19 protein-coding genes are annotated in these 26,468 nt (G+C 41.6%); 10 read left to right on the top strand and 9 right to left on the bottom strand.

What is annotated here, in order from left to right:
• Positions 1–77: 77 nt before the first annotated feature.
• The 6 genes from FQ608_RS05280 to FQ608_RS05255 all read left to right on the top strand — a co-directional run bounded on the left by FQ608_RS05280 (position 78) and on the right by FQ608_RS05255 (position 10,115).
• On the top strand, positions 78–614 hold the full coding sequence (locus FQ608_RS05280) for an outer membrane beta-barrel protein (RefSeq protein WP_158856781.1): 537 nt from the start codon (positions 78–80) through the stop codon (positions 612–614).
• 621 nt (positions 615–1,235) lie between these two features.
• Positions 1,236–3,428 (top strand): TonB-dependent receptor family protein, encoded by a 2,193-nt coding sequence (locus tag FQ608_RS05275; protein ID WP_158856780.1) that lies wholly within the window; start codon positions 1,236–1,238, stop codon positions 3,426–3,428.
• A gap of 191 nt (positions 3,429–3,619) precedes the next feature.
• On the top strand, positions 3,620–4,075 hold the full coding sequence (locus FQ608_RS05270; RefSeq protein WP_158856779.1) for a CHRD domain-containing protein: 456 nt from the start codon (positions 3,620–3,622) through the stop codon (positions 4,073–4,075).
• Positions 4,076–4,246: 171 nt separating this feature from the next.
• Positions 4,247–5,518, top strand: coding sequence for an MFS transporter (locus FQ608_RS05265; protein WP_158856778.1), 1,272 nt, complete (start codon positions 4,247–4,249; stop codon positions 5,516–5,518).
• Positions 5,519–5,549: 31 nt separating this feature from the next.
• Positions 5,550–7,043: an L-fucose/L-arabinose isomerase family protein gene (locus FQ608_RS05260; protein ID WP_199856316.1), complete on the top strand. Its 1,494-nt coding sequence runs from the start codon at positions 5,550–5,552 to the stop codon at positions 7,041–7,043.
• A gap of 102 nt (positions 7,044–7,145) precedes the next feature.
• On the top strand, positions 7,146–10,115 hold the full coding sequence (locus tag FQ608_RS05255) for a glycosyl hydrolase (RefSeq protein ID WP_158856777.1): 2,970 nt from the start codon (positions 7,146–7,148) through the stop codon (positions 10,113–10,115).
• Between the two features lie 101 nt (positions 10,116–10,216).
• On the opposite strand, the gene FQ608_RS05250 is transcribed toward FQ608_RS05255, so the two are convergent.
• From FQ608_RS05250 to FQ608_RS05215, 9 genes are all read right to left on the bottom strand, one after another.
• Positions 10,217–11,362 carry a dienelactone hydrolase family protein gene (locus FQ608_RS05250; protein WP_234364076.1) on the bottom strand — a complete coding sequence of 382 codons (1,146 nt, stop codon included), beginning with the start codon at positions 11,360–11,362 and terminating at the stop codon, positions 10,217–10,219.
• A 408-nt stretch (positions 11,363–11,770) separates the two neighbouring features.
• A complete protein-coding gene (locus FQ608_RS05245; protein WP_158856775.1) occupies positions 11,771–12,652 on the bottom strand; it encodes a sterol desaturase family protein in 882 nt (293 codons plus the stop codon).
• A gap of 12 nt (positions 12,653–12,664) precedes the next feature.
• The gene (locus FQ608_RS05240) at positions 12,665–12,829 is read right to left on the bottom strand and encodes a DsrE family protein (RefSeq protein ID WP_158856774.1); all 165 of its coding nucleotides are present in this window, start codon (positions 12,827–12,829) and stop codon (positions 12,665–12,667) included.
• Between the two features lie 203 nt (positions 12,830–13,032).
• A complete protein-coding gene (locus FQ608_RS05235) occupies positions 13,033–13,710 on the bottom strand; it encodes an ArsR/SmtB family transcription factor (RefSeq protein WP_158856773.1) in 678 nt (225 codons plus the stop codon).
• 26 nt (positions 13,711–13,736) lie between these two features.
• The gene (locus FQ608_RS27415; protein ID WP_234364075.1) at positions 13,737–14,057 is read right to left on the bottom strand and encodes a hypothetical protein; all 321 of its coding nucleotides are present in this window, start codon (positions 14,055–14,057) and stop codon (positions 13,737–13,739) included.
• A gap of 7 nt (positions 14,058–14,064) precedes the next feature.
• On the bottom strand, positions 14,065–14,568 hold the full coding sequence (locus tag FQ608_RS05230) for a hypothetical protein (protein WP_158856772.1): 504 nt from the start codon (positions 14,566–14,568) through the stop codon (positions 14,065–14,067).
• A gap of 72 nt (positions 14,569–14,640) precedes the next feature.
• Positions 14,641–16,125, bottom strand: coding sequence for a RagB/SusD family nutrient uptake outer membrane protein (locus FQ608_RS05225; protein WP_158856771.1), 1,485 nt, complete (start codon positions 16,123–16,125; stop codon positions 14,641–14,643).
• Positions 16,126–16,138: 13 nt separating this feature from the next.
• Positions 16,139–19,540 (bottom strand): SusC/RagA family TonB-linked outer membrane protein, encoded by a 3,402-nt coding sequence (locus FQ608_RS05220; protein ID WP_158856770.1) that lies wholly within the window; start codon positions 19,538–19,540, stop codon positions 16,139–16,141.
• A gap of 442 nt (positions 19,541–19,982) precedes the next feature.
• Entirely contained in the window at positions 19,983–22,376 is a 2,394-nt protein-coding gene (locus tag FQ608_RS05215; protein WP_158856769.1) for an ABC transporter permease, read from the bottom strand.
• Positions 22,377–23,000: 624 nt separating this feature from the next.
• Here FQ608_RS05215 and FQ608_RS05210 point away from each other — a divergent pair.
• The 4 genes from FQ608_RS05210 (at position 23,001) to FQ608_RS05195 (ending at position 26,321) form a co-directional block, all read left to right on the top strand.
• Positions 23,001–23,285 (top strand): hypothetical protein, encoded by a 285-nt coding sequence (locus tag FQ608_RS05210; protein WP_158856768.1) that lies wholly within the window; start codon positions 23,001–23,003, stop codon positions 23,283–23,285.
• A gap of 265 nt (positions 23,286–23,550) precedes the next feature.
• Positions 23,551–24,132 (top strand): hypothetical protein, encoded by a 582-nt coding sequence (locus FQ608_RS05205; protein WP_158856767.1) that lies wholly within the window; start codon positions 23,551–23,553, stop codon positions 24,130–24,132.
• Between the two features lie 4 nt (positions 24,133–24,136).
• The gene (locus FQ608_RS05200) at positions 24,137–24,832 is read left to right on the top strand and encodes a DUF2490 domain-containing protein (protein WP_199856315.1); all 696 of its coding nucleotides are present in this window, start codon (positions 24,137–24,139) and stop codon (positions 24,830–24,832) included.
• Between the two features lie 121 nt (positions 24,833–24,953).
• Positions 24,954–26,321 carry a hypothetical protein gene (locus tag FQ608_RS05195; protein ID WP_234364074.1) on the top strand — a complete coding sequence of 456 codons (1,368 nt, stop codon included), beginning with the start codon at positions 24,954–24,956 and terminating at the stop codon, positions 26,319–26,321.
• Positions 26,322–26,468: the final 147 nt, after the last annotated feature.

The raw sequence follows: 26,468 nt of genomic DNA, 5'->3' as shown, positions 1-26,468 counted from the left end.
CATATATAAAAGAAGCAACTAAATCCAGCAGGGATCCCAAAACTGAATAGAGAAGGCGAAAATAAAATTTAATCAAAATGAATAATATAACAAAAGCATTAGTTCTATCATTTTTTATAATGATAAGTATACAACTCTCGGCACAAAAATCTCCGAACAAATTGGAAGTTGGTTTCAACCTTAGTCAATATCAAAACGACTTTGGATTTGGACTACATGTGATAAGTCCCTACTTTATTAAAGAAAAAGTGGCAATAAAAGCAGGTGTAAATTTACAACACCTTGAAAATTTTAATGGTACAGAAACCACTTGGACATCATATCAAAATATTCAACTTGGAATAAGAAGCAGAAGTGTTATAATTAGTGAAAGAGTATTCATTTACGGAGAAGCTGGTGTTGTAACAATTTTGCCTAACAACGAATTTTCGTCTGAAAGTTCAGTTGTGGGTGGATATGGATTATTTGGTTTTGAGTTCAGGCCAGCCCCAAGGTTTTCATATTTTGTTGAAATGGGCGCTATAGGTTCTGGTTCGACAGCAGATAAATTAGAAGCCAAACCCATATACTCAAACGGATTGGTAACTAATGTAGGGTTCAGAATTGGTCTCTAAACCAGAATGTTCTGGATATCTAAGCCATCGAAATGACCGGGGCAGGCTGTATGACGGGATACTGTCACAGCCTGTCCCGAATTTCGGTATATGGTTCTTAGAGAGGCTTGGTGTTACCCTCCATGAGCGGACTTTACACGCAAAACGAACGAAGAATTAGTACTTTGGATCTTTTTTCAATACTCCTGTACAATCGAACCGGCCTTCCGGACAGGCAGGCATGACGAGCACGTCCCTCAGAGATGATTATTAAACACCTGCCTAACGGTAGTCAGGTCCCGAATCGAGTTGGGGACAGGCTATCTCCACCTTCCGTGCGGGAAAAGTTATCGCCGCTGAAAAACAATTATAATAAGATGAAATCGAGCATGACGCAGGCGACGCACGGAGGGATGATTATAATTGCGAGATTCCATGTGGCAACTGAAAAACAATTATAAACACATGAAATCGAGCATGACGAGATCGTCACACAGTGGGATGATTATAATTGCGAGATTCCATCTGACCATTGAAAAAAGAATTATAAACAGATGAAATCGAGCATGACGAAAACGTCACACAGTGGGATGATTATCGTAGCGAGATTCCATCTGACCATTAAAAAAAAATTATAAACAGATGAAACAATTAGTTAAAATAAAAAAAATACTGACCGTGGTCCTGATAGTGACCTCCACTGGTTTTGGTTTTGCGCAAACTGACTCTGTAAGCAATTATGAGTTAGAAGAATTTATTGTCCTTGGGACTAAAGAAACCGAGGTCATTGTCCCGCTTGCCAATATTCAAAAAACCTTTATCATCGGTGGTAGGAAATCGGAGGTAATATCAATCCAAGATATGCCTGCCAACCTAGCAGAGAAAATAGGAAGGCAACTATTCGCCAAAATACCAAGCGGGATGGTATACGACATGGATGGATCCGGCAACCAAGTTAATTTTTCTGTCCGCGGACTGGATGCCCACCGCAGTTGGGAATTCAATGTGCGCCAAAACGGTACCATTATCAACACCGATATGTATGGATATCCTGCGAGTCATTATTCCATGCCAATGGAAGCTGTCGACAGGATCGAATTGGTAAGGGGTACAGCAGCACTTCAATATGGGCAGCAGTTTGGGGGAATGTTAAATTATGTACTCAAAAGTGCCGATACGGCCAAAGAGTTTTCCTTCGAAAACCTTACCTCCACCGGATCATTTGGCCTTTTTGCTACTTACAATAGTATTGGAGGAAAAGTTGATAAATTTACTTACCATGCCTATTACCAATTGAGAAAATCAAACGGGTACAGAGAAAATGCCCGCTCTGATTCAGATGCACAGCATGTAGGATTGACCTACGACGTCAATGAAAAACTGAAGATATCCGGACAACTCTCGAGAAGTTATTATATGTATAAAATTCCCGGTCCTCTAACTGATCAACAGTTTGAGGAAAACCCGCGGCAGTCAACGCGTAAAAGAAATTTTTATTCTCCCGAAATGTATATTCCCTCCCTTTCCTTGGACTGGCAAATCAGCCCGGAGACGAGGTTCGAATGGATAGGTTCTGGCGCGTTTGGTGAAAGAAGCTCAGTGACGTTTGATGCTTTTGCCAATGTACCCGATGTAATTGATCCTGCTACCAATGAATTTGCTCCAAGAAACGTAGACATCGACAGGTACAACAGCCGCACAACAGAGGCGAGAATTCTCCATGAATACCATTTGGGTCAAGTCAAAAGCTATTTTTCAGGATATGTTCGGTATTTCAACAATATGTTTGGACGGAAGCAAAGAGGTTTGGGTACTACCGGGTCGGATTTTAACCTTACAGTCTCAAATGGGTTTGCAAGAGATATTCAACTACATTCTGAAAGTATCGCTTTGGCTGTTGAGAATCAATTCAATATTTCTCAAAAATTCAGCATTTCTCCGGGAATCAGGTATGAGTATGGCAATTCCGAAATGTTTGGAAGGATTGCGTACTTAGAGGAAAGCAAAGTACCCAAGACCATCCCTTATAATTTCTTTTCACTTGGAGCCCATACCGCCTATTTTATCAATTCACATTCCAAATTATATGGAGGAATTTCCCAGGCAGTCAGACAGGTTCTTTTTCAGGACCTAATCCCTAGCAGTCCATTAGCCACCATTAATGAAAATCTAACCAATTCCGTTGGGTACAATGCCGAAGTAGGCTGGGAGAATGTTTGGGAAGACAGGGTAAAGTATAACCTTACCTTTTTTAGAACCTATATCAGCAACAGGATCGGAAATATCCTTGTAGAAGAAGACGGACAGCCGTTGATAGGAAAAAGCAATATAGGACATAGCAAGACCGATGGTATTGAGCTTTATCTGGATTGGAAAATCCTTTTCTCAGATCAATTTTTACTTTCATTTTACACAGCTTCATCTTATTTGAATGCACGATACATTAGCGGGAACGTTTCGAATGGAGAGTCAAACCAAGAAATTGCAGGTAATAGAATAGAGGCCGTACCAACGTGGATAAGTAGAAACGGACTGACTCTAACGGTTAGGAATCTCAAAGTCGCCCTGCAACATCAGTTTGTTGGGAAATCCTTTGCCGATGCGTTGAACACAAGAAACCCGGCCGCCTCGGGTGCGGTCGGGCTTGTACCGCAATACCATGTTTGGGATTTGAATGTGGCATTTTCTTTTTGGGAAAAATTTGTGCTAAGGGCTGGTATCAACAATATGTTGAATACACAATATTTTACAAAAAGACCACAAATGTATCCGGGTCCCGGAATCTGGTCTTCTGACAGTAGGGGATTTGTAGTGTCTATTGGCACAAAAATCTAAACCAATTCCTTAAGAAAATGATGAAAAATAAAATTGAAAAACTTTATAAGAAAATCATTATTTTTTTGCAACTTTACTTAGCATAAAAAAGCCAATGCGATAATTTAAATAGATATTGACTTATGTTTCCTTATATTATTTGGTTAATCTCTAAGCAAAAAACTACATATCCATCACTAAAAACTAACGTCATGAAAAATTACTTAAATTCATCAATCACTATTTTAGCCTTTTTTCTATTAGTGTCGGTCATTCTTTTTGGATGCGAAAAAGACGATGATGCAGGCAACGATAATATCGTTGAATATCAGAACATACAAATAACCGGTGGGGAGGAAGTCCCCTCAAATAACTCGACAGCAACCGGAGTTTTTAACGGAACCTACGATAAAACCACAAAGATATTAACTTATACCCTAACTTTTACCGGCCTCACTCCTACCAATATGCATTTTCACAAAGGGGAAATTGGCGTAAGCGGGCCTGTGGTCATCCCTATCTCATCCGCCCCCTATACAAGTCCAATAAATAGCATGACCCCAGCATTGACTACCGAACAGGAAAGTGATCTGCTGAATGGGCTCTGGTATGTCAATATCCACAGTGCCGCTTTTCCTCCAGGGGAAATCCGCGGGCAGGTGGATTAAATTGTAGACAAGACCTGCCAGGTTTTAAAAACTTGGCAGGTCTATCTTATTTCTTGGTTCAAATATACGGCTGAAACAATTTGTCTCTTTTAAAAGAAAGATAAATTCCATTTTTAAAGCAAAACACTGTGGGTTTTTTTAACTTGGAAAAAACTTAGCGCGTTAAGTAAAATGAACCCAAAAATCCGTTGGTACATCTTGGCAATGGTATTCATAGCCACAGGTTTGAATTTTTTAGACCGTCAGATTTTATCCATGACCATCATAAAAATTCAGGAAGATCTGAACATTTCAGACGTGCAATATGGATGGATCAATACTGGTTTTTTGGTCAGTTACGCCATCATGTTTACTTTAAGTGGCCGCTTAATCGACAAAGTTGGAGGAAAGCTGGGATTGGGGCTATCAGTTGCTATATGGTCTATTGCAAGTGCACTTCACGGCTTAATGAACAATTTTTACCATTTATTGGGATTTCGCTTTTTGTTGGGAATGGGAGAAGGAGGATGTTTCCCCGGAGCAGCAAAAACAGTTTACGAGTGGTTTGATGAAAAAGATAGAGCGTTAGCCAATGGTATTGCTATCGGTGGAGCAGCGATAGGTGCTGTAATAGCGCCGCCTTTGACCATATATATATCCGGCCAATATGGGTGGCGATGGGCATTTATCATTCCCGGTATAATTGGTATAGTCTGGGTTGTCGCCTGGTTTTTGCAGTCGTGGAAAAAAAGCCTTCATGCCGTCTCGCAACGGGAAACAAAACAAGCAGGTCCCGCATTTCAGGTCCCGTTATCAATGTTACTTAAAAACAGAACTGTCCAAGCGTTTATTCTGATCCGGTTTTTATTGGACCCTGTGTTTTATTTCTTGATGTTTTGGGTTCCAAAGTACCTGAATCAAGAGCGTGACTTATCCTTTGAAAGAATTGGTGAGCTCTTCTGGATTCCTTTTTTGGCTTTGGGCCTTTCCAACATCTTGGGCGGCTGGTTCTCTGATAAATTAATTTCGAGAAACCTCACTATCAATGCCGCAAGGAAATGGGTTATGGGATTTGCTGCCGCGCTCACGCTTGTGGCACCTTTTATTTCCACCGTGTCATCTGTTGAAATAGCCATTTTCCTAATGTCCTTAATGATGTTGGCCCATGGTTTCTGGATCACCAACTATATCACTGCAATTGCCGACATATTTGGGAAATACGCCACTTCCACAGTGGTAGGTTTGTCCGGTACGGCAGGGGCGGTTTCCGGGATGATCCTCAACCCAGTTATTGGATGGGTAGCACAAAACTATTCCTATGGCCCATTGTGGTTGATATCGGGCATCATGTACCCCTTGGCCTTTATTATTCTCCTGGTATTTATCCCAAAGATAACAACATACCAGTTCACAAATAAATCAGATTTATCCGATGGGATAAAACCCATTTTAGTTAAGCGTTAGAAAAGAATAAAAATTTTTAAATAGATTAAAAATGGAAGAACCGGAAAAAAACAACGCCCAAAATATGTCAAAGCACCAAATTATAAGACGGGAAGAAACGCTACCAAGAATTGGCGTATTTGGAGTCGGCTACTTCAAGTATTGGCCCCAATTTGAAGGTTTACTGGAAGCTCTCTTAGAAAAGCAGGAGGTACTGATTGAAAAAATCAAAAGGAACCAAGTGGAAGTAGTGGATTTCGGAATGGTAGATAATGTACAAACGGCTTATGGTTTGGTTCCCAAGCTAAAATCCGCCAACTTAGATTTGATTTTTTGTGACATGCTCACCTATGCCACTTCCAGCACATTCGGAGTGATTATCAAAAATATAGACACCCCAATCGTATTAGTTGCCTTACAACCGGACAAAGCGATGGACTATAATAAGGCATCCACCTATATGCAATTGTATAACGATGATATATGCTCTTTGCCTGAATTTGCGGGAGTGGCTGTAAGAATGGGAAAATCAATCCCCGAGGTAATTATAGGTACCCTTCATGATGATCCAGAATCCGAGGTAGCCATTAACGAATATTGCCGGATTGCAAAAGTTTTAAATGGCCTAAAGACAGCCCGAATTGGCCATATCGGCCACCCCATTGAAGCCATGTTGGACATGCATACAGATGCTACCATGCTTACGGCGCATTTTGGTGTTCATGTGGTGCAATGCGAAGCCAATCAGATTGTAAGCAATTATGCAAACGGGATGGATAACGATGAGGTAGAAGCTGAGGAAGAGAGGATCCTGAGTTTTTTCGACACACCTGACCCGGTTTCTGATCCTATTTCGGAAAAGCTCAAACCAACTGACTTAAGGGTAGCGGCAAAGGTCTCCGTGGCTTTGAAAAAATTCATTGAAAAGGAAGAACTGGATGGCCTCGCCTATTACTATAACGGAGAGGATAACAGTGAAACCCAATTGGTGATGTCCAACCTTATTGTTGGAAATTCACTTTTGACAAGTTCAGGGTTTCCCATGTGCGGTGAGTCAGATTTAAAATGCTGCATGGCGATGTTTATAATGGACAGGATGGGATTAGGCGGGAGCTTTGCTGAATTTCATCCGGTAGATTTTAAAGAAAATTTTATTTTGGTCGGTCATGACGGGCCGCACAATCTTTCCATTGCCGAAGGAAAACCCGTATTGAGAAGCCTGAAAAAATACCACGGCAAACCTGGATTCGGAGCGGGTGTGGAGTTTAAGATAAAGGAGGGCCCGATTACTATGTTGAGCATCGGTTCTACTTATGGTGGAAAATTCAAATTTGTAATAGCGGAAGGGGAGTCAGTGGAAGGCCCTATACCCCCAACGGGAAATACTAATACGAGAGGTTTTTTCAAACCCGATGTAAGAACATTTCTTACCAAATGGATAAAAGAAGGCCCAACTCATCATTTCGCCTTGGGAATTGGTCATCAGGCAAGCACTATTCAAAAGATCGCCAACTACCTAAATATCGAATCAGTGATCGTGTCCTGACACCATGTTATCAACCATATCCAAAATCCAGGGAAAAAAGTTAAAAAAACTTTCTGTTATCGTTTTAGCCATATGCTTAGGCTAGAATAAACCATTAAACCCATGGCCATAAAATTCAACATCAAATCCTTTCCACTTCTTTGCTGTGTTTATTATATATCTTCTATAGCTACATTTGGCCAGGAGGACGACAAATACAGCCAATTTTACGAGGGGTTTCAATCTCCCCCTGCCCATACTCAACCTGTTGTTTACCACTGGTGGTTGGGGGGGCATGTGGATACCGTTCGGTTAAAGGAAGAAATACATGCGTTTAAGGATGCTGGCATTGGGGGGTTTACCATTTTTGAAATCGGATCCAGGGATACTGTTTTAGTTGGTACAGGCCCTGAATTTTTGGGAGATGAATCTCTACAGACCATTCGTTTCGCAGTAGAGGAGGCTGGAAAGTTGGGGCTTGAAGTAGGCCTGAATACGGCGAGCAGTTGGAATGCCGGAGGAAATTGGTTGACCCCGCAGCATGCCGCAAAATCCATTTACCAATCCAAGGTGACCCTAAGTGGTGGGGGAAAACAGAACATCAAGATCCCTTTTCCCGACATACCTGAAACAGATCCCCGAGGCAGAAAACGGATGATAGCATACGGAAATGACGGAAAGCCTGTTTATTCGGAAGAAATCGCCGTCTTGGCTATTCCCGCATTTTCCGGCATCGTAGGTGATACCAGCAGCATCCAGGAGATTTCAAGATTCTTCGACCCACAATCAGAAATTCTTGAATGGGAGGCTCCGGAAGGAGAATGGAAGATAGTTCGCTATGTAAGTTCCAATTCGGGAGAAAACCTGATATTGCCCAGCAAATACTCTGCAGGCCCAATTGTAGACCATTATGATGGGGATGCCGCTGCCTTTCATTTCAATTATATAATTGAACGGCTCAAATCTGTCTTGGGTGATTTGAGGGAAACTGCCTTGAAGAGCCTCTACATGGCCAGCTATGAGGCTAGGGGATTTTCATGGACATCCTCACTACCGGAAAAGTTCCGGGAAATTAACGGATATGATGTAAGGAAACTCCTCCCGTTGTTATTTGAGGAAGCCCAGTTTTCTCCCGAAACCACAGCCAACTTCAAAGCGGATTTTCAACGGACATTATCGGAACTGATGATCACCAATTTCTACATGAAGTCAAAGGAAGTCGCCAATGCCAACGGACTGAAAAACAACAGTGAGGCAGGAGGTCCCGGGCTTCCCTTGCACAATGTTCCCGTGGAACCATTAAAGGCTTTGGGAAAGGGCCTGGATATACCGAGAGGGGAATTCTGGATCAATCATGGCAGGTACAATGCCGACGGTCTGGATATCCTACGGGTAGTCAAGGAAGTGTCTTCCGCATCTCATACCTACGGTCTGGGAATTGTAGAAATGGAAGCTTTTACTTCTTTCCAACACTGGCAGGAAGGTCCCTTTGAAATGAAGCCAATTGGTGACAGGGCATTTGCGGAGGGAATGAATAAGGTAGTGGTTCACGGTTCCACCCACAACCCTGAAGGTACCGGATTTCCGGGGATCGTATACCATGCAGGCACCCATTATAACGATAAGCGGGTATGGTGGCCAAAAGTCCGGCCATTTAACGAATATTTGGCACGGATTTCCTATATTTTGCAGGAAGCCGATTTTAAAGCTGATTTTCTGTATTATTATGGAGATACCATACCTAACTATGGTGGGCATAAACAGGGCAGGTTCTCCCCGGGAGCGGGATATGATATTGAAATGGTCAATTCGGAAATTCTTCTCGGATTGGAAGTTCATAATGGAGAGATCGTAAACCCAAAAAACGGAGCAAGATTCAGGGTATTGGCACTGACTGAGGAATATGAAATAAATCCGGAAGTCTTAATTAAATTAAAGGATTTGGCGGAAAACGGTGGGGTGATCATGGGGCCAAAGCCCAAGGAAATAGCCAAAAGAAAACTGAAACCCGGCATGCCAGATATGGAGGGATGGCTGGACGAACTATGGCAACCATACAATTCCCGAAATTTTAGAACCGGAAGTGCGAAGATTTATTTTGATGCCACTCCTACCGAAATACTGGAGTCCTTGGAAATAACACCGGATTTGGATTATTCGGACAAGGCGTTCTATACCTTGGACTATACACACTATCACAAAGACGGATTGGACTTATATTTTATAGTAAATACCACTGATGATTGGCTTTCCCGGAACCTAAATTTCCGTCAAGATGGTAAGGTACCTGAAATCTGGGATCCGGTGACAGGAAATATAATAACTGCGGCCATCTACGAACAACAAGGAAATCAAATTTCCCTTCCACTTACATTGGCTCCCTTTGAAAGTAAGTTCGTCGTTTTTAAGCCCGGAACAGCAACGGCCCCATATTCCGGAATAACGGGATCCGGCATTCATCCCCCAAAAATTAGCTATTCGGACAAGGGCATTGAAATATGGGAGGAAGGAATTTTTATGCTACATCAGGAAGAAGGTGCCCAGGAAATTCACGGGCAGATCCATAAAAGGGCAATTGACGGTGCGTGGGAAGTTTTCTTTCCGGAGGGCTGGGGAGCACCTAAAAAGGCAGTGTTTCCTGAATTAAAGTCTTGGACGGAATCAAATGTCGAAGGGATCAGGTATTTTTCCGGAACCGTACGATATGAAAAGCAGTTTGTCCAGCCCATGCACCCCAATGACCATCCGAATTCAAGGACTTACCTGGATTTGGGTGACCTTTCCCATGTGGCGGAGGTTTGGTTGAACGATAGGCCTCTGGGCATCACGTGGGCCAAACCTTACCGATTTGATGTGACCGAGTATTTGGTGCCTGGCATCAATACCTTAAAGATAGAGGTAGCCAACACCTGGTCCAACAGGATAACTGGGGATGCGATAACAGGTGAGAAATATACCCAAACACATATCACGGGGACAGATATAAAGGGAATCAACCATACCAGGGTACCTTGGAAGGATGTGCCATTGATTCCTTCAGGATTGTTTGGACCGGTTACGCTTAGTACGGTTGTTCCTGTTGGGTTGAGATAGTCATCTTTTGAAGTTATCGACTTATTTAACTTTTCCGAAGTTTTCAAACTTTGGAAAAGTTTCATGACCAAATGAACAGGCAAAATATAAAGTGTAATCCGCTAATTTTCCCTGTCGCTTCCTATTAGCCAGTTCGTCATAAACCTTACCCCCTCATCCACAATCGCCTCATGGCCCCCCTCATGCATTATAAGTTCTATACTTTCGGAAATTTTGAGTTTCTGATAATGGATTTTTGATTTATCAAATTCTTCCACCACCTGTGGCCAATGTGCTATATTATCCTTTTTGCCATGCTGAATCATCAATGGCCGTGGCGCAATCAGGGAAACGAGATCGTAATCTGAAAATTCTGTCAACCATCCATTAAAAAAAGCATGTTCTTCCCTTGGTGAAAAGCTGGAGTACCGCTCGTCCGGAACAGCCATTTTGTTTCTCCGCTTATTAAACCATGCTGAAACTACACCAGCTTTAATACGGGGCTCTAGGGGCATCCAGAACATGGTGGCCATACCACCTAAGGAAACACCCCACATCCCAACTTTTTTCCCATCAACTCGGGGATCAGCAAGTACAATATCCAGAAGATGTTGCAAACGAACCAATTCTATTCCTGGAAGACTCGTACCCGCGAGGCGTGCATAACGCTCCACATTATTGCGTCTTTCCACAGATTTCAGATTCATAGGCACCAACACGGCAAATCCCGCCTTCAGCAACCCCTTGGCGTATTCGTGATAAGCTCCGGGAGTAAAAGGAGTTTCAGGCGTACTTGCAATGCCATGCTGGACAATTATAATAGGTACTTGTTTTTGCTCACTTGCTCCTGCGGGAAATGCAAGAACAGCTTCTGCTGCAAGCATGCCGAGAGGAAGTTCGATCCATTCCGCTTGGATTTCCCCCAACGCATAAGGTTTTCTTTCAAGAGGTCCACTCTTGGTGAGTACTGGAGGGCTCAAAACTTCTTCCCATCTTCTGCGGTTAGGTGTAACGCTACGTTCCAACGCATCAGGGCTGCTGTAATCACGATTCCAGGCCTTTTCGGCACGTGCCTCATATTCCACCACAAGATAATGCCTGAGATAATTCTCCAGCTGCATTTCATAAGCGTCTGTACGGGCTGATTCAACTTCAGGAGAAATCAAATTGTTGTTTTGACCCACAGCTTTCAAGTTGCCAGCCAGTAAAAAGAGAACAATTAAATACACTTGGCTTTTAAAGTATGGTTTGATCATTTGTATATACATTATTTTGGTTAATCTAATGTATCAAAAAATCTAAACTATTTAACTCCGGTGTACCCTAATAATTTTAGTAAACCAATCTAAATTTTGTTCATAGTTTGTACTTGACTGAAATCTAAGATTTGAATTTTTTGACAATTTTTCACTTTGAATAAAATTTTGAGAGTTTACTAGAGGCTCAGACTGGTTAAAAACAGAAGATTTTGGTATGCCAAAAATAAATCCCACCAAAATCCCCTCTGCATTGGAAGTTATGCCTGAAATTATTTCAATGATAACTAAACTTAGTGACCAAGTTGATAAATACATTATGAACAGAAAAAATATTGACAGACCTAAAATCAGATATAAAAACCACCATGGAAGATTCATCGTAATATTTCAGGCCAAATAGGTTCAAAATTTTTCCATTCACTTTTTTTTCCTCCGTAATCCATAAATTGCCTGGCCCCAGAAGCTTTTGGGGAACTGCTCATCTCCTTCAAATCCTAACTGTACTTCTTCAGCATTCTTTTGTGTGTGAGCTGTTTTGAATAGGTAGTCCCACAAACTTAGGCTGATGCCATAATTCACCCCATACTGATGAGGCGCAGGTATTATTCTTGCATGATGGACCGCATGCATTTGAGGATTGTTCAGCACGTACTTTAAGGGGCCCAGTGGTATTCTGATATTGGAATGATTGAAATGACCTATAGTGATAGCGATAATATGGACTAAAAAGAATTCCTGTATGCCAAAACCTATCATGCCTAAAGGGATATACTCAATGGTTCGATATACAACGGTTTCCATCCAATGAAAGCGTAAGTGAGAGGCAAAGCCCATTTCTTTTACTGAATGGTGAACTTTATGGAATTCCCATAAAAAAGAAAACCGGTGAAGTAAGCGATGCACATTCCAGTGTAGAAAATCCCGCAGCACAAATAAGGTTAACAACTGAGCAAAAACGGTCCATTGCTCAATATGTAGGGCTATAAGATTTTTTAGACCGAAGGTATGACTTAAAAAGTCATTAAAAGCTTCCACAAAAACACTGGAAATGGCATAATAGCCGACTAAGGAAAAAAGAAAGAAGTTAAAGAACATATAAAAAGCATCCAGCCAGAAATCCTGCCGATAGGCCTTCTGCCCTTTACGCCATGGCATCAAAATCTCCAGGAGCAAAAAGGCCAGTGAGATACCGATGAGCCAGTAAAAATAGTTAGTCCAGTGGAATGTAATTACTTCATTTGCTATGTAACTGCCATAGTCAAGGAATGATTCGACAAAAAGGTTAATATATTTAGTCATAGTATGAAATCATTAAAAAGTTAATCTCTTATCGATGTCCACCATCCAGTTTGCCATATCAGCCTTGGTACTCAATTCGGTACCCTCGACCAGCAGTGAGTTTCTTAAGGCTCGTGCTTCCGCACAACTTACGCAAATTTTTAATTGTGCTCCCTTGTTAATCGCTACCTTCAACATCCTTTCAATATAATTAATAACCATTGAGAGTGACCCCCGTCAACAGTACTACCGAACATCTATTTGTGCTTGCTTCTAAGTCAGCAGGAATATGCCAATCATCGCACTGCTCCTGAGTGCGAACATCAAGAGAAAACAAGCTTCTTTAGGTTTATAAGTCTTAGAAGCTCTTTCACTTTGATCTTTGAAGCGTTCATATAATTTTATCTGGTTTTATCTTCATATCCTTCGGCAGGAAAACCCATTGCCACCCAGTCGGGATATCCTTCTTTTAACCTTTTTGCCTCAAACCCGTTTTCTCTCAGCAAAGACACCGCCTCATCGGCATACACACATAATGGTCCCCGGCAATAAACGATAATTTCTTTTTCCTTGGAGAGTTCCTCCATCCTCACGGTAAGCTCTTCAACAGGAATTGATATGGCCCTGTGGATATGACCTCTTTCATATTCTTCTCCTGGGCGCACATCTAAAACCACCACATCTTGGTTTTTTAATCTTTTGAGTAAGGCCTCCATGCTAACTGGCTCTAGCTGTTGGCGGGAATTATAAAAGTCCCTGATAAGCTTCTCTGCCTCTGCATTCTGGGTAAGCCCCAACTCACGCAAAGAACGCCAGGCATGGAATACCTTTTCGCTGGCCAGATGATAGTAAATAAAATTTCCCTTTCTGCTAATTTCCACCAGCCGGGCACCTTTCAAGACCTGCAAATGCTGTGAAGCATTGGCAATGCTCATGTTGGTTTGTTCGGCAATCTTCTCGACAGAAAAAGGACCCTGTGCCAAAAGATCAATGATTTCCATCCTTCTCGGATTCCCTATAGCCTTCGTTACTTTCGCCAACTCACTGTATACTTTATCCTTAAATTCTCGCTTATTCATAAGCTTAATCCTTATTTTGAATTCATTTACAAAGTTATAAAATTTATTCTACTATTCAATTGTTTTATTGAACTCCCTTCTATGCCCCTAAAAGCGTATGCTATTTTGGCGCAGGTAAATTTGAATTGGTATGCATAATTGAGCCATTGGGTGGGAAGGCCACTATTTTCGCCTTTTTTAATACATATACCCTCTACTTTCTGGGTTTTAGGATTAATAATATTATTGTCATTATAATAACCCTGGTTCACATTTTCAAAAGTCCAACCAACAACAGAGCTATAAATAAAAAAAGCATCTAGCCCCTGAAAAAATTCAGGAGTTAGATGCTTTTCAAATAGTTTCAATTGATGCTTAAGGGGCTACAACAGTAACCTTGCCAACTTCATGCACGATTTGCTTATAATCAGGGCCTTGATAGCCGTGATTGGTAACTACAACGGTAACATCAAATTCTCCCAGGGTTCTATACGTGTAGGATGCATACCATCCCGTTTCACCAAGAGCAGTGGTAAATCCACGGGCTTTAACCAAGCCATGGTCCCTGTGTTGGTCGCTTACAATTAATACCGGGTTACCAAACATGTCAATGGAATCCATTTCGCTATTTCTCATTTTCAGTATTCTTCTTTCCCCTCCCGGCCATACCGTAGCAATATCGGCATCGGTTTCCACCACAAATTTCATGGCCCTGTTGACAGTTGGCTGGGTAATAAGGGAATCATTTCCCGCTATGTCCGGCATATACATCTTCACATCGTACACTACAGGAGTGGGAACAATGTCCTCCTTCAGACAGGAAAAGAAGATAAGGGGTGTAACTAAACCCATTAGTGCGGCATATTTTATTTTTTTCATAGTTATTTTTTTTAAGGGCAGGTGTGTTAATAGACCTGCCCACTGTTTTTTGATTTTTTTTCCCTCATTAAATCAATATCCAGGATTTTGGACCAGGGAAGCGTCCTTTTCTATTTCGCTAACTGGAATAGGCAGGAGCAACTGATATTCTTCAATCGGCTCCGTGGTATAAATCTGGGTATCATAAACTATTGGGGTCATCAGCGCATAGGAAATCTTTTCTACGGCCTTGCCAGTCCTGACCAAATCAAAAAAGCGGTGGCCTTCAAAGGCCAGTTCCAACCTTCGTTCATGAAGGATTCGCTCCAAATCCAACTGATCAGGAGTGATTCCGTTAAGTCCCGCTCTTTCCCTTACCAAATTGATATAAGTAACTGCATCACCCGATTGGCTTGTCCCATAGAGGGCTTCAGCATACATCAATAAGGCATCAGCATAGCGGGTGACCATGTAATTATTATCCGTTCCGGTGATATCGTATTGGGACAAGGTGCTTTTCTCCGGAACAAATTTCTTTGGCCAAGGCTGAAGCTCAGGGCTTCCTCCCAGCAAAATTCCTGAATCGAGCGTAGCATTGTAACGAGCCCAGTCTGGGTCACCTATCCAGTCATTGTCCGCCACAAATGCCTGCATAAAATTGAACATAACTATCGGTCCTCCACCCGAAGCAATGCCATAACGGTATCCGTTTTCGTTGGTCATCCATTTGAAAAGGAAATTAGGTTGGCCAGAGGATGCGTTATAATTTACCTCGAAAATCGACTCATCATTAAATTTATTTTCAAATGCATGTATTTGGGAAAAATCGGCCAATAAAGTGTAATTGCCAGCTTCCTTATCGACTATCAACCTTTTAAGGGCTTCAGCGGCTTTTGCGTGGTTACCTAGAAACAAATGCACTTTTCCAAGCATGGTTAAGGCTGCTCCTTTGGTAACCCTGGCCTCTTCCCCTTGAAGATCTGCATCGCCCTTTTTAAAGCAATTGGCAGCCGCAGTTTCAAAGTCAGCTACTATAACCGTGTTATAGATTTCACTTACCGATGTACGTCCTATGCCGATGGCAGATGAGGGATCATTTAATCTTTCCACCACTTTGGGCACATTACCATAAAGCCTTACCAGGTTGAAATAAGCAAGCCCTCGAAGGAAACTGGCCTCACCGCGGTAGGCATTGAGCAATTCGGTTTCCGCATTGGTTTTGGGTTCATAATTGTTGATAATATCAATGATATTATTGGCATTGACAATTATCTTGTAATGATCCCTCCACAGGCTAAACCTGGAATTGCCACTGTTTTTCTTAAACAGGTAATCGTTACTTTGGGAATTGACAACCCTTCCGTCATCTGCGATAATATCGACGTATTGGGGAAGTTCATTCCGGGAATAGATTGCTTGCAAAGGTTCATAACAAGCAATTAAACCTGCCTTGATCTCACTGGGATTGTTGAAAAAGGCCCCAGTGGACAAGGTATCCTCCGGCTGTCTGTCCAAGAAATCCTCCGAACAGGAAATCATGGTGACAGTTAGTATTATCAGCGAAAATATTTTTTTCATATTATAGTTCATTTTATATGGCTAAATTGATTCCAAAAGAAACAGTTCTGGCCAACGGATAGGCTCCGCGGTCGATCCCTTGAGAAAGAGCGGAATTTCCCTGAAAGTTTACCTCCGGGTTATATCCTGGATATTGGGTAAAGAAAAACGCATTTTGTACGCTTAGGTACATCCGCAAATTGGAGATCTTGGCCCTGCTGGCAATTTGTTGTGGCAAGGTATACCCCAAAATCACGTTCTGGATGTTTACATACGTACCTTTAAAAACCAAACTACCGGAAGCACTGGCACCATCGGAACTTTTTCGGATTGGAGTGGCATACATTGCGTCCGTTTGGTTAGGCCTCCAATAATTTTCAAAATATTCAACGGTCATGCTTCTTCTTCCTCCCCCTCTTCCCAACATGCTTTCAAATTCGACCATGGAGAGGTCACCGCCGTGTACGCCATTTACCTGAACAGAAAAATCGAAATTTTTATATCCGAAATCATTGGTCATACCCCAAACAAAATCGGGATTATTCTGGCCGATAATGGTCTGGTCAGCCGCATTGAGGATGCCATCCCCATTTACATCCGCAGCCTTGGGCGTTCCTGGGTTGGACCTGTTGGCCCAAATAGACTGCTGTGGATTGAAGATAGGGGAAGTTTTCACGTCTTCCCAATCATCGTATGCACCGAGGTTATGGTAGCCCCAAATACCAGCCAATGGCCTGCCTTCGCTGGTGTACCCGTTGTTGGTGATTATGGGACGTTTATCTTTTCCAAGATCCAATACACGGTTGCGGTAATAGGACAAGTTGGCACTTGTCCGCCAATTAAATACCCCTGTAATGTTTCGGGTGGTAAGGGAATATTCAAATCCCCTGTTGCGCATGGAGCCCACATTGGCCATATAGGAACCAAATCCGGTAATAATCGGCAAGGGCATGTTGAACAGCATGTTATCGGTCTGCCGATAGAAGTAATCCATACTGAATACCACCCTACTGTCGAAAATTTCCACATCCGCACCTACTCCATAATCTGTGGTTTCTTCCCATCCCAGAGAGGGATTTGCCACTTTTCCGTCTACATAAGAAGGGGCAATCGTGGGGCCTGAACCCAATACATACGCTCCCGAATTCAGGGTACTTAAAGCGAGGTAATTGCTGATTCCGGCATTGCCAATTATACCCCAACCACCGCGGATTTTTAAATCGCTGATATATTTTCTCAAGGGATCAAAGAATACCTCGTCCGAGGCACGCCATGCGGCTGAAAAAGATGGAAATACCCCCCACTTGTTTTCTTCGCCAAACTTGGAGGAACCGTCTCGTCGGATACTGCCTGTAAAATAATATTTGCTGTTATAATTATACATTACCCTTGCAAAACTACCGATCATGGTTTCACTGGACTGATTTGTCCTTGCATCATTTTGTCCGTCTACTACGGTAACACCTTGATTGAGCGTAGGGAGCAAGTCTGTGGGATAATCATATTTGTTCATATAGGAACTTCTGTAGATTGCTTCATCCACAGAATATCCCACCATGGCATTCAGGGAATGGTCCGCAAATTTCTTGGCATAAGTCAGGAAGTTTTGGGAATTCCACGTGAAATGGTTGTTCATTTGATGGATACCCCTTGATCTGGAAAAAGGCTGTTGGGTATTTGGCATTGAATTGGGAAGAAAATAATCCCTCTCCCAGAACCTGATCTGCGTATGGAACTCCGAACGGAATGTCAGGTCTTCCAAAAGCTTGAATTCCCCATACATCGTAGCCAGGTTTTTTATTGTCTTTCTGGTATCCTTGATCATGAACGTGGATAAGGGGTTAACTGCAAAATCCAAATTCCAAAACCAGGGGTTTTCATATGTGGATTCAGTACCATAATAATGGGGTACGCCGTTTTCATCCGTGGGAGCCCAAATGGGTGGCAAGGCCAGTGCATTGTAAAAAGGATTGTTGCTGGAACCACCTTCGGTGTTCGACAGTACATCGGTAGTTTCAATGGAAGGCGCTAACATGACACCCAACTTTAACCATTCGTTTACCTTCATGTCTATATTGGCTCTCATGGAGAATCGTTCATACCCTGATGCTTTGATGATCCCTTCCTGGTTGAAATAGCCTCCGGAGACCCTATAACTAACATTGTCAGTACCACCAGCCGCGGAAAGTTGAATATCATCCACTCTTCCCATTCGGCTGATCACATCCTGCCAATCGGTATTATGGGGGCTGTTCTTGGTGGTGTCAGTAACGGTGATCCATCTATAAAACATTTCATAGGGATCCTGCATACCATCTTTGTTCCTGGAAAAGTTTCTCCAGTTGTAAATCCTGGTTTCATCGGAATCCGTCCATTGCCAAAGGGGAGCTTCAGGATTATTGGTGCCAAAATTGGGATCCTCGATGACATACGCCGCCGCTCTGGATTCATCCATCATTTGCAAAAATTGATCCCTGTTCAACACATCCACCTTGTTAAGCATGGATTGAATGCCGGAACTGGCATTTACCGTAATAGACGGTTTTCCTGTTTTTCCTTTTTTAGTAGTAACCAAAATTACTCCGTTGGCCGCCTGTGTACCATAAATAGCACTGGAAGAAGCATCTTTCAATACCTCAATGGATTCAATATCCGCGGGGTTAATGGAATTTAATGGGTTTTCTGTTTTGTTGTAACCATCTTTTATGGGGAATCCATCAATTACAATCAATGGACTGTTGCTGGCATTGATAGAGCTTACACCCCTGATCACAATATTTGATCCGCCGCCGGGAGCAGTATTGTTGTTGGAAACCCTCACACCGGCCATCCTGCCCTGTATAGATTGGGCAAAGTTTGCGTTTGGCCTGTCCTTAAGATCATCGGAGGATACGGATGAAATGGCAGAGGAAATATCCCTTCTCTCTTGGGTACCATAACCAATGACCACAACCTCATCCAAACCGGCCATTTCTTCGTTGAGGGTAATATTGATGTTGCTTTGATTCCCAACAACCACTGTCTGTTTCTCAAATCCAATAAAGGAGAAAACAAGGGATGAACCTTCCGGAACCGTAATAGTATAAATTCCGTCGAGGTCGGTAACAGTCCCAAATGAAGTACCAGGAACGGTCACAGTCACCCCGGGAAGAGGCAAACCGTCTTTGTCCACAACCGTTCCCCTGACTACCACATCAACCGCCTTGTTTGCCTTTGTAGTCGGCCCAGTAATTGTTGATAATCCAGAGACATTTGATGTGAAATTCATCCCTATCTTGGATATTGGTACGTTAATTGGCGGAGTAGCGAAAGCCATTTCCTGGTTCAAAACAGTCATTTCCTGGGCCCTTACACTGGTCCCAAAAAATAAGACCATTGCCATACCAATGGAAGCTTTCCCTATCCCCGTAGCGAGAATTGGTATTCTTTTTTTCATAATTTTGGATTTATTGTTAATTTATTAAATGTAAATATGCCCTTTATTAAGGACGTGTTAAAAACTTTTAAATTTCTCTTAAAAGTTTTTTTATTATATTTTTTTACTTTTTTTTGACCATAAAGAGCATTTTTAAAATAAACCTATTGAAACAATTTTGATAACATAAAGTCAACTAGTTGGATAAAAATTGCGACTGTTCCTTTCCAAAGAAAAACAAAGGGCCGAAATTTGAAATACTCGAACGTGGAAAATATCGCTGTCCTAATTTAATTTGAAGCAATATTGGGAAATAATTTTTAAATAAAAGAAAAAAATAATTTTTTGTACAATTTAATTTAAACTATTTGTAAATATATCAGTTGAAGGCAACCGACCAATTTCTAAAAATTGGAAAAAATACCTCTGAACTGTCCGATCTAATTGAATTTCAATTACTCTTTTATTCGTACTTTAATGTCCTGACGGGATTCGCGTTAGCCGCTTCATAGACTTTAAATCCAACAGTAACCATGGGAACTAGGGTAACAATGAAAAAGGTTGCTAAAAAAGCCCCTATTCCCAAAGGAATATGATATACATACATTTGTGAAAAAAGTACTTTATCAACTAACAGATAACCCAATAATGAACCAATTATAAAGGCTATAGATATCAGCTTAATAAAACCTCTGGAAATAATCTGGATCATCTGTGGTTCTGATCCTCCGAAAACCTTTCTAATTCCAATTTCTTTGGTTCGTTTCAATATAGTCAGGGAAACAATAGAGAAAAAGCCCGCGGCTGACATCAAAAGGGTGACCCCAGCAAGAAAAATGCATAGATTTCTAAGCATTTTATTCATATTCAATTGCTTAAAGATTAGCATCTCCTGAAGAAAGCCATTGTAGGGAACATCCGGATTTACCTTAGTCCAGATCTCAGTAAGTTTATTGCTTATTTCGGCTACTTTGTCGGAAGGAGCATTAACACTTAGATATTTATAATCTTCAAGCTGTGCCTGTGTAAACAGACAAGGAGGTTCCTCAGCTAACAAACCAAATTCTTTATGATTCTGAGCTACGCCGATAATCGTATAGGCTTTTTCTTCAATATAAATCTGTTTGTTGATTGGACTATCCTGCCACTGTAATTCATCTAAAAGCTTCTGGTTTACGATGACAGCATTTTCCATATCCTGTACGGATCCCTCTAAAAAGTCCCGACCGGCACTTAATTTAATCCCCAAAGTGTTTAAATAATTATTTCCTACCTCAAGTTTTCTAGTTTTCCTCTCCACGTCATCGGGGTTTGTTTTGATCGCAACTTCACTAGACTCTCCTATTATTTGAAATGATCCCGCGGCATTTTCAATGGTTGAATTTTGAACAACTGCATTATAGAAGCTTGAAAACTCCTGAGGATTATTTACGGCAGTAACTGCTACTTTTCTTAAATCATAGCCAAAATCCACCTCTTGCTGATAAGCTGCATTTTGTGCAAGTACAATTCCCATTAAAAGGGCAAAACATGAGAAACTGAATTGGGAACCAAGCAAAATCTTACTGAATTTTCCCATGGTTGCAAATTTGGTTTTTCCTTTCAGTACTTCTACGGGTTGATATTTGCTGATAAAAAAAGCAGGATAAGACCCGGCAATGACGGCCGTAACGAAAGGTAAAATAGTAAGAAAAATAAGGACACGCGAGCTAAAAACATATCGCATATCAAGAGAACTATCAAACATGCCGTTATATGCATCGATTAAAAACTGGGCACCAAGAAGTCCCACAACTATGCTGGAAAAACAGAGCACCAGATTTTCACCCATAAATTGCTTTATCAGTTGAGTTCTGGTTCCCCCGATGACCTTCCTGATCCCGATCTCTTTTAGCCGGTTGCTAGAAAAAGCAATTGAGGTATTGATATAGTTAAAACATGCAGTCAACAATATCAGCAATGACAGGAAAACTGTGACAGTGACTGTAAAGCCAACTGCGTTTCTGTTTAAAAGCCTGCCTCTCACCCATCCTGAAAGATCGATATCCGAGGTGAATGCCAGGTCATTGAAAGGCTGCAAATAAAACCTCGCTATCTTCAAGTCATCTCTGAAACTATTATGAATTGCTATATAAGGCCTTAGTAGGTCATCAATTTTACCAGGAGTATAACCTTCGTCAAGTTCAACAAAGATGGAAGTTTGTATGTCTGCTTTCCAATCGTTTTCGGGAAAATGAGTCGGTTCAAATAAATTATTGATGGGAACCATTACATCAAAATGGATGCTTGTATTTTCCGGAATTCTTTTAGTTACTGCACCTACAATATAAGATTTTTCGCGTTTAAACTCATCTATTATTATGATTTCCTTATCTAAAGCATTTTCGCCTCCAAAATACTTAAAGGAAGTATCTTCACTGATTACGACGGTACCGTCATTATTTAATGCGGAAACATCTCCGTGAAGAAGAGGAAAGTTCAATGCTTCCAATAACCTCATGTCTGAGAAGTGGATCCCTTCATTAAAAGCCCTATTATCTACTTTTACTATTCCAATGCTATTGTGCAGTCGCATCAACGTTACTCCAGATACATCCTGAGAGATAGCATAGCCCAATGCCAATGGTGTTGCGCCCCAGGCTTCCTTCCCATTTTCTGTCTCCCTAATAGTATTTATTCGATATACAGAAGAAGAATTTTCATGATGATGTTCATCAAATCTTAGTTTATAGTCAAGATTTAGAAAAGCTACAATACAACAGGCCAAGGCAAAACCCATCCCAAAAAGATTAATCAGAACATAGGTTTTATTTCGGAAAAGATTTCTAAGGGCGATTTGAAGGTAATTTTTTATCATTGGAATTAGGTTATAGGTTATCAATAATGGCTATGGCGCACATCAAATGAAAGTTTATCAGCAACATACATGAAAATATGTTTGCCGTTCCCTACCCACTATCAAGCCCGGAATTTAATATCAATAAATAAAACTTTTGTCTGATAATAATTCGCCGTGCAAGTAGGATGATGCGTTTGAACATAGGCCAAAATAATATTTTGTTGTTATCAGTTTTGATAGCCGCAGTTTACGGATGCTTAGTTTCAATGTACATGCCATATGGAAACGGCGATTTCTTGAGAATAAAGCTGTTTTGTCAAATTGCTGTGTCTCTTAACGTACAATAATGTTCGAATGGGAACATTTTTATCATTGGCAACTCCCCACTTCTCAATCAAAATGGAACAGTGGAGTTCATTTCACAATTCTTTCTTTAACCCTCCTGAAATTCCGTACAAAAACTTTGTGATCTGGATTTTTTAATCTTACTTTGTATTTCAAAGTACTTTCCAAAAGCAGGGAATAGTACGTTATTGGCCTATGTAAACCATGATGGAACGAGCGTGCCTTCACTTTAGGCTTCTTAAGTTTAGGCGCTTCAACAGATAAAAAATACGGTGAATAAATAAACTGACCATAAACATGAAAAACAAAAGATTATTCCTCATTTTGACATCAGCAGCAATTCTGTTGTCAGTTCCATTCTTTGTCATGCAGTTCACGAACGCAGTTGATTGGGACGCAGTTGATTTCGCCGTAATGGGCGTTCTATTATTCGGCGTCGGTTTATTGTCTGAGCTGGTATTAAGAAAAGTGAAACTACTTAGACACAGAGTGATTATTTGTGGGGCAATTATATTCGCATTTTTTGTGATCTGGGCGGAACTGGCAGTTGGTATATTTGGGTCACCAATCGCGGGATCATAGGTCTGCAATTTCCCTCAATAAATTCGAAATGGTAGGGGAAATCTAAAGCTGTTCGTGATCAGCCAGCTGTATTCTTTTCCATTCCCATTTGCGCATCCGGCGAAAAAGGATTTCCAGAATTGGGAAGACTTGATTTTCAAGCGGATAAAATAAAGAAAATCTTTCCGAACTAACCATCCGTTATTTCCCGTTAGCTAGGTAGTTTCTACCTAAAAAAAGTAGTGAGTTTGGTATATCTTAAATTAACGCAAACGGGGGAATTTGTATGATAAGAAAGCTGAATATAATAGTGGTGTTCCTGCTTTTGATCATTACTTCTGTCTCTTATGGTCAAAAAAGGGAGATTGAAAGGGCAGTGAATAGTTCAAGTGTTCCCGAAAAAGCCAGAACCTGGCTTGAAGATACTTATGAAGGACACAAGAGGGTGAGGTGGTATTTCCAGACCGATGGGGAAAAGGAAGTGTATGAAGCGAAGCTAAAGTGGCAGGGAAAGTGGCACAGTGTGGAGTTTTTGCCGGATGGGCAGATTCAAAATATTGAAATTTTGATTAAAGTAAGAGATTTGGAAAAGGAAGTTTCTCAAAACCTGACTAGCTACCTAACTGAGAATTATCAACGATTTAAAATTGACCGCTTGCAAATTCAATATACTGGAAGTAGTGGGGATCTTGAGGAGCTTATTACTGAAAATGAGGCTCCTAGGCTTTTGACGAAGAAGTATGAAATAGAATACTTCGGGAGGGAAGATGGGCAGAATAAAATGTGGGAAGGTCACTTTGACAAGCATGGCAATTTTATAGAAAAAAGGGTAATCGAACTCAGTTCTACAGATGTTTTAGACTTTTAAATAAATGAGAAAATTCTTTTTGATCCTTTTTACTTTGCTAAATTATTGGAATTCGGAAAACGCAATGGCCCAAGGACGTCACCTGTTTACCTCAGGACTGTTTCCTGAGGCACAATTGACCTACGATATTTCAGATGTTTACTATGTTACCCATAAAGTTGAATCCCAGCATGGGATGTTCGATGCGCAACGGCTAAACAGGGAGTTGAAATACAGCCATACGCTTACCGATCTTCAGTCCTTTATTGGTAGGCGTCTAAACCCGTTCGTAAAGGTGGATATGGGATATCAGTATAGACTTGAAGAGGGTGAAAATACCCATAGATCTATTCAGCAGGTGGCAATCTTACAGCGAAGCAACTTTTTTAGGATTGGTCACAGAATTAGAACAGACCAGACATTTTTTGACGAAGAATCAGCACTATTAAGACTGCGATATAGGTACTCTGTTCAAATACCTCTTCAGGGCATTAATCTGGATCCCGGTGAGAAGTATCTTTCCCTGTCAAATGAGGCAATTTACATGTATCAAGATGCCGAAGACGACATAGAAAACCGCTTGGTTGCCTCTTTGGGATTTTTTATAGATGATAATACCAAGTATGAAGTGGGGCTGGACTACCGAACCGATGACTATCTGGTTCCCCAACGATTCAGGAGTAGGCTTTGGCTTAAGTTTGGTGTTTACTGGTCCTTATGATATGACCTAATAATCCATAAAAAAGACTACTTGGTAGGAAGCAATTGGTTTATATTTAATTAGCTTTGTGTTAGATGGTTAGAGTACCTATTCATTCTTAAACACTGAAATTCTCAATAATATGGCCAAGAAAAAAACCGAAGAGCGTACCAAGGCGAAGGATTTATTCCCATATGCTGAATTAATAAATCCAAACCATGTCATCACCCGCCGGGAAATGTTGGGAATAACCGGCATGGCCGGTTTGACGGCATTAGTGGGAATTCCCTCCGGTGTTGTAGCGCAGACTGAGCCTTTCCGACCACGAATTGCCGTTTTGGCAAGCTATTGGGGTGCCACGAACTCACATGCGGACTGGATTGTAATTAAATTGATTGACGGATATTGGTGGCAGGGTGCATATACTCCTTCTCGGGTGGACGTGGCCTCTCTTTACCTGCATCAGCATGACGAAAGTGTACTTGGCCAGAAAGTTGCGAAAGCTAAGGGTATTCCTGTTTTTGAAACTGTGGAGAAGGCAGTAACACTTGGAGGGAAAGAACTTGCGGTGGACGGTGTGGTCATCGTGGGAGAACATGGGAACTATCCAAAAGACCTGAAAGGACACTGGCTTTTACCGCGCTGGTGGATCTACAATCAGGTTGTTCGGGTTTTCGAGGAGAGTAAGCGATCGGTCCCGGTTTTTAACGACAAGCACCTCTCCTACAGTTGGGATGAAGCCAAGTGGATGTTTGACAAATCCCGTGAGCTTAACTTTCCTTTAACCGGAGGTTCCTCCATACCAATTTACTACCGTAAACCCGAGAAAGAACTGGATATCGATACACCCATAAACTATTCAATTGTACTGGGCGGGGCAGGAGATGAAGGTGGCATATTCCATTGTATAGACGTTCTTCAAGCCTTTGTAGAGCGCCGAAAAGGTGGTGAGACAGGCGTCAAATCGGTTCAATCAATAAGAGGGCCTGAAACCTGGAATTGGGTAGAAAGCAATCCTTGGGCTGGCAAGCTGTTGGACGCTGTAGCGGAAAAATTTGAATTAGAACCTGGGCATTTTCAGCAGAATGCCCAAGCAAACCTTTGTCTAGTGGAGTACAATGACGGAACAAAAGCCGCAGTGCTTTCTGGCCGGGGTGTGGGCTGGACCTATGCCGCGGAAATTGATGGGCAAAAGGATCCTGAGATCATTTCTATGCTGGGCTGGGCGGGTCCCTTTGATCAATACCACGCCTCAAATGCCCAACCGCACTGGATTACCGAAATGATGGTAACCAAAAAGGAACCTTTCCATGCTGAAAGACTACTTCTTTCAACCGGCATCGTGAATCACTATATGCAATCGAACTGGGAGAACGGCGTATTCACCGCGGTCGGACGCAAAATCGAGACGCCTTTCATGAACATGACCTACCGATCCACAAGGGGAGCCCAATTTAATAGCGGTGAGCGCCCACCTAGCCGTCCCTATATAAGGGGATTTGATGAATAGCGTGAGTGTTCAACTGTTGCCGTGGTGAGCCTCAAAAGTTAATGGAGTCAACTCCATTTCCTATCTCTGACTTTCCGATTTAAGAGTACAGGGACAAATAAATCAGTTTCTTCTAAATGAAGCAACTTATAGCTGTAATAGCACATA

It is taken from the genome of Lunatibacter salilacus (assembly GCF_009797935.1).
Lineage (GTDB): Bacteria > Bacteroidota > Bacteroidia > Cytophagales > Cyclobacteriaceae > Lunatibacter > Lunatibacter salilacus.
The sequence above is the reverse complement of the archived record's forward strand: the minus strand, read 5'-3'. Positions and strand labels throughout refer to the sequence as shown.

What these genes read in the sequence shown, in the direction of transcription:
- FQ608_RS05280 (WP_158856781.1), top strand. Translation starts at nt 78, where the DNA reads ATGAATAATATAACAAAAGCATTAGTTCTATCATTTTTTATAATGATA.
- FQ608_RS05275 (WP_158856780.1), top strand. Translation starts at nt 1,236, where the DNA reads ATGAAACAATTAGTTAAAATAAAAAAAATACTGACCGTGGTCCTGATA.
- FQ608_RS05270 (WP_158856779.1), top strand. Translation starts at nt 3,620, where the DNA reads ATGAAAAATTACTTAAATTCATCAATCACTATTTTAGCCTTTTTTCTA.
- FQ608_RS05265 (WP_158856778.1), top strand. Translation starts at nt 4,247, where the DNA reads ATGAACCCAAAAATCCGTTGGTACATCTTGGCAATGGTATTCATAGCC.
- FQ608_RS05260 (WP_199856316.1), top strand. Translation starts at nt 5,550, where the DNA reads ATGGAAGAACCGGAAAAAAACAACGCCCAAAATATGTCAAAGCACCAA.
- FQ608_RS05255 (WP_158856777.1), top strand. Translation starts at nt 7,146, where the DNA reads ATGGCCATAAAATTCAACATCAAATCCTTTCCACTTCTTTGCTGTGTT.
- FQ608_RS05250 (WP_234364076.1), bottom strand. Translation starts at nt 11,362, where the DNA reads ATGTATATACAAATGATCAAACCATACTTTAAAAGCCAAGTGTATTTA.
- FQ608_RS05245 (WP_158856775.1), bottom strand. Translation starts at nt 12,652, where the DNA reads ATGACTAAATATATTAACCTTTTTGTCGAATCATTCCTTGACTATGGC.
- FQ608_RS05240 (WP_158856774.1), bottom strand. Translation starts at nt 12,829, where the DNA reads ATGTTGAAGGTAGCGATTAACAAGGGAGCACAATTAAAAATTTGCGTA.
- FQ608_RS05235 (WP_158856773.1), bottom strand. Translation starts at nt 13,710, where the DNA reads ATGAATAAGCGAGAATTTAAGGATAAAGTATACAGTGAGTTGGCGAAA.
- FQ608_RS05230 (WP_158856772.1), bottom strand. Translation starts at nt 14,568, where the DNA reads ATGAAAAAAATAAAATATGCCGCACTAATGGGTTTAGTTACACCCCTT.
- FQ608_RS05225 (WP_158856771.1), bottom strand. Translation starts at nt 16,125, where the DNA reads ATGAAAAAAATATTTTCGCTGATAATACTAACTGTCACCATGATTTCC.
- FQ608_RS05220 (WP_158856770.1), bottom strand. Translation starts at nt 19,540, where the DNA reads ATGAAAAAAAGAATACCAATTCTCGCTACGGGGATAGGGAAAGCTTCC.
- FQ608_RS05215 (WP_158856769.1), bottom strand. Translation starts at nt 22,376, where the DNA reads ATGATAAAAAATTACCTTCAAATCGCCCTTAGAAATCTTTTCCGAAAT.
- FQ608_RS05210 (WP_158856768.1), top strand. Translation starts at nt 23,001, where the DNA reads ATGAAAAACAAAAGATTATTCCTCATTTTGACATCAGCAGCAATTCTG.
- FQ608_RS05205 (WP_158856767.1), top strand. Translation starts at nt 23,551, where the DNA reads ATGATAAGAAAGCTGAATATAATAGTGGTGTTCCTGCTTTTGATCATT.
- FQ608_RS05200 (WP_199856315.1), top strand. Translation starts at nt 24,137, where the DNA reads ATGAGAAAATTCTTTTTGATCCTTTTTACTTTGCTAAATTATTGGAAT.
- FQ608_RS05195 (WP_234364074.1), top strand. Translation starts at nt 24,954, where the DNA reads ATGGCCAAGAAAAAAACCGAAGAGCGTACCAAGGCGAAGGATTTATTC.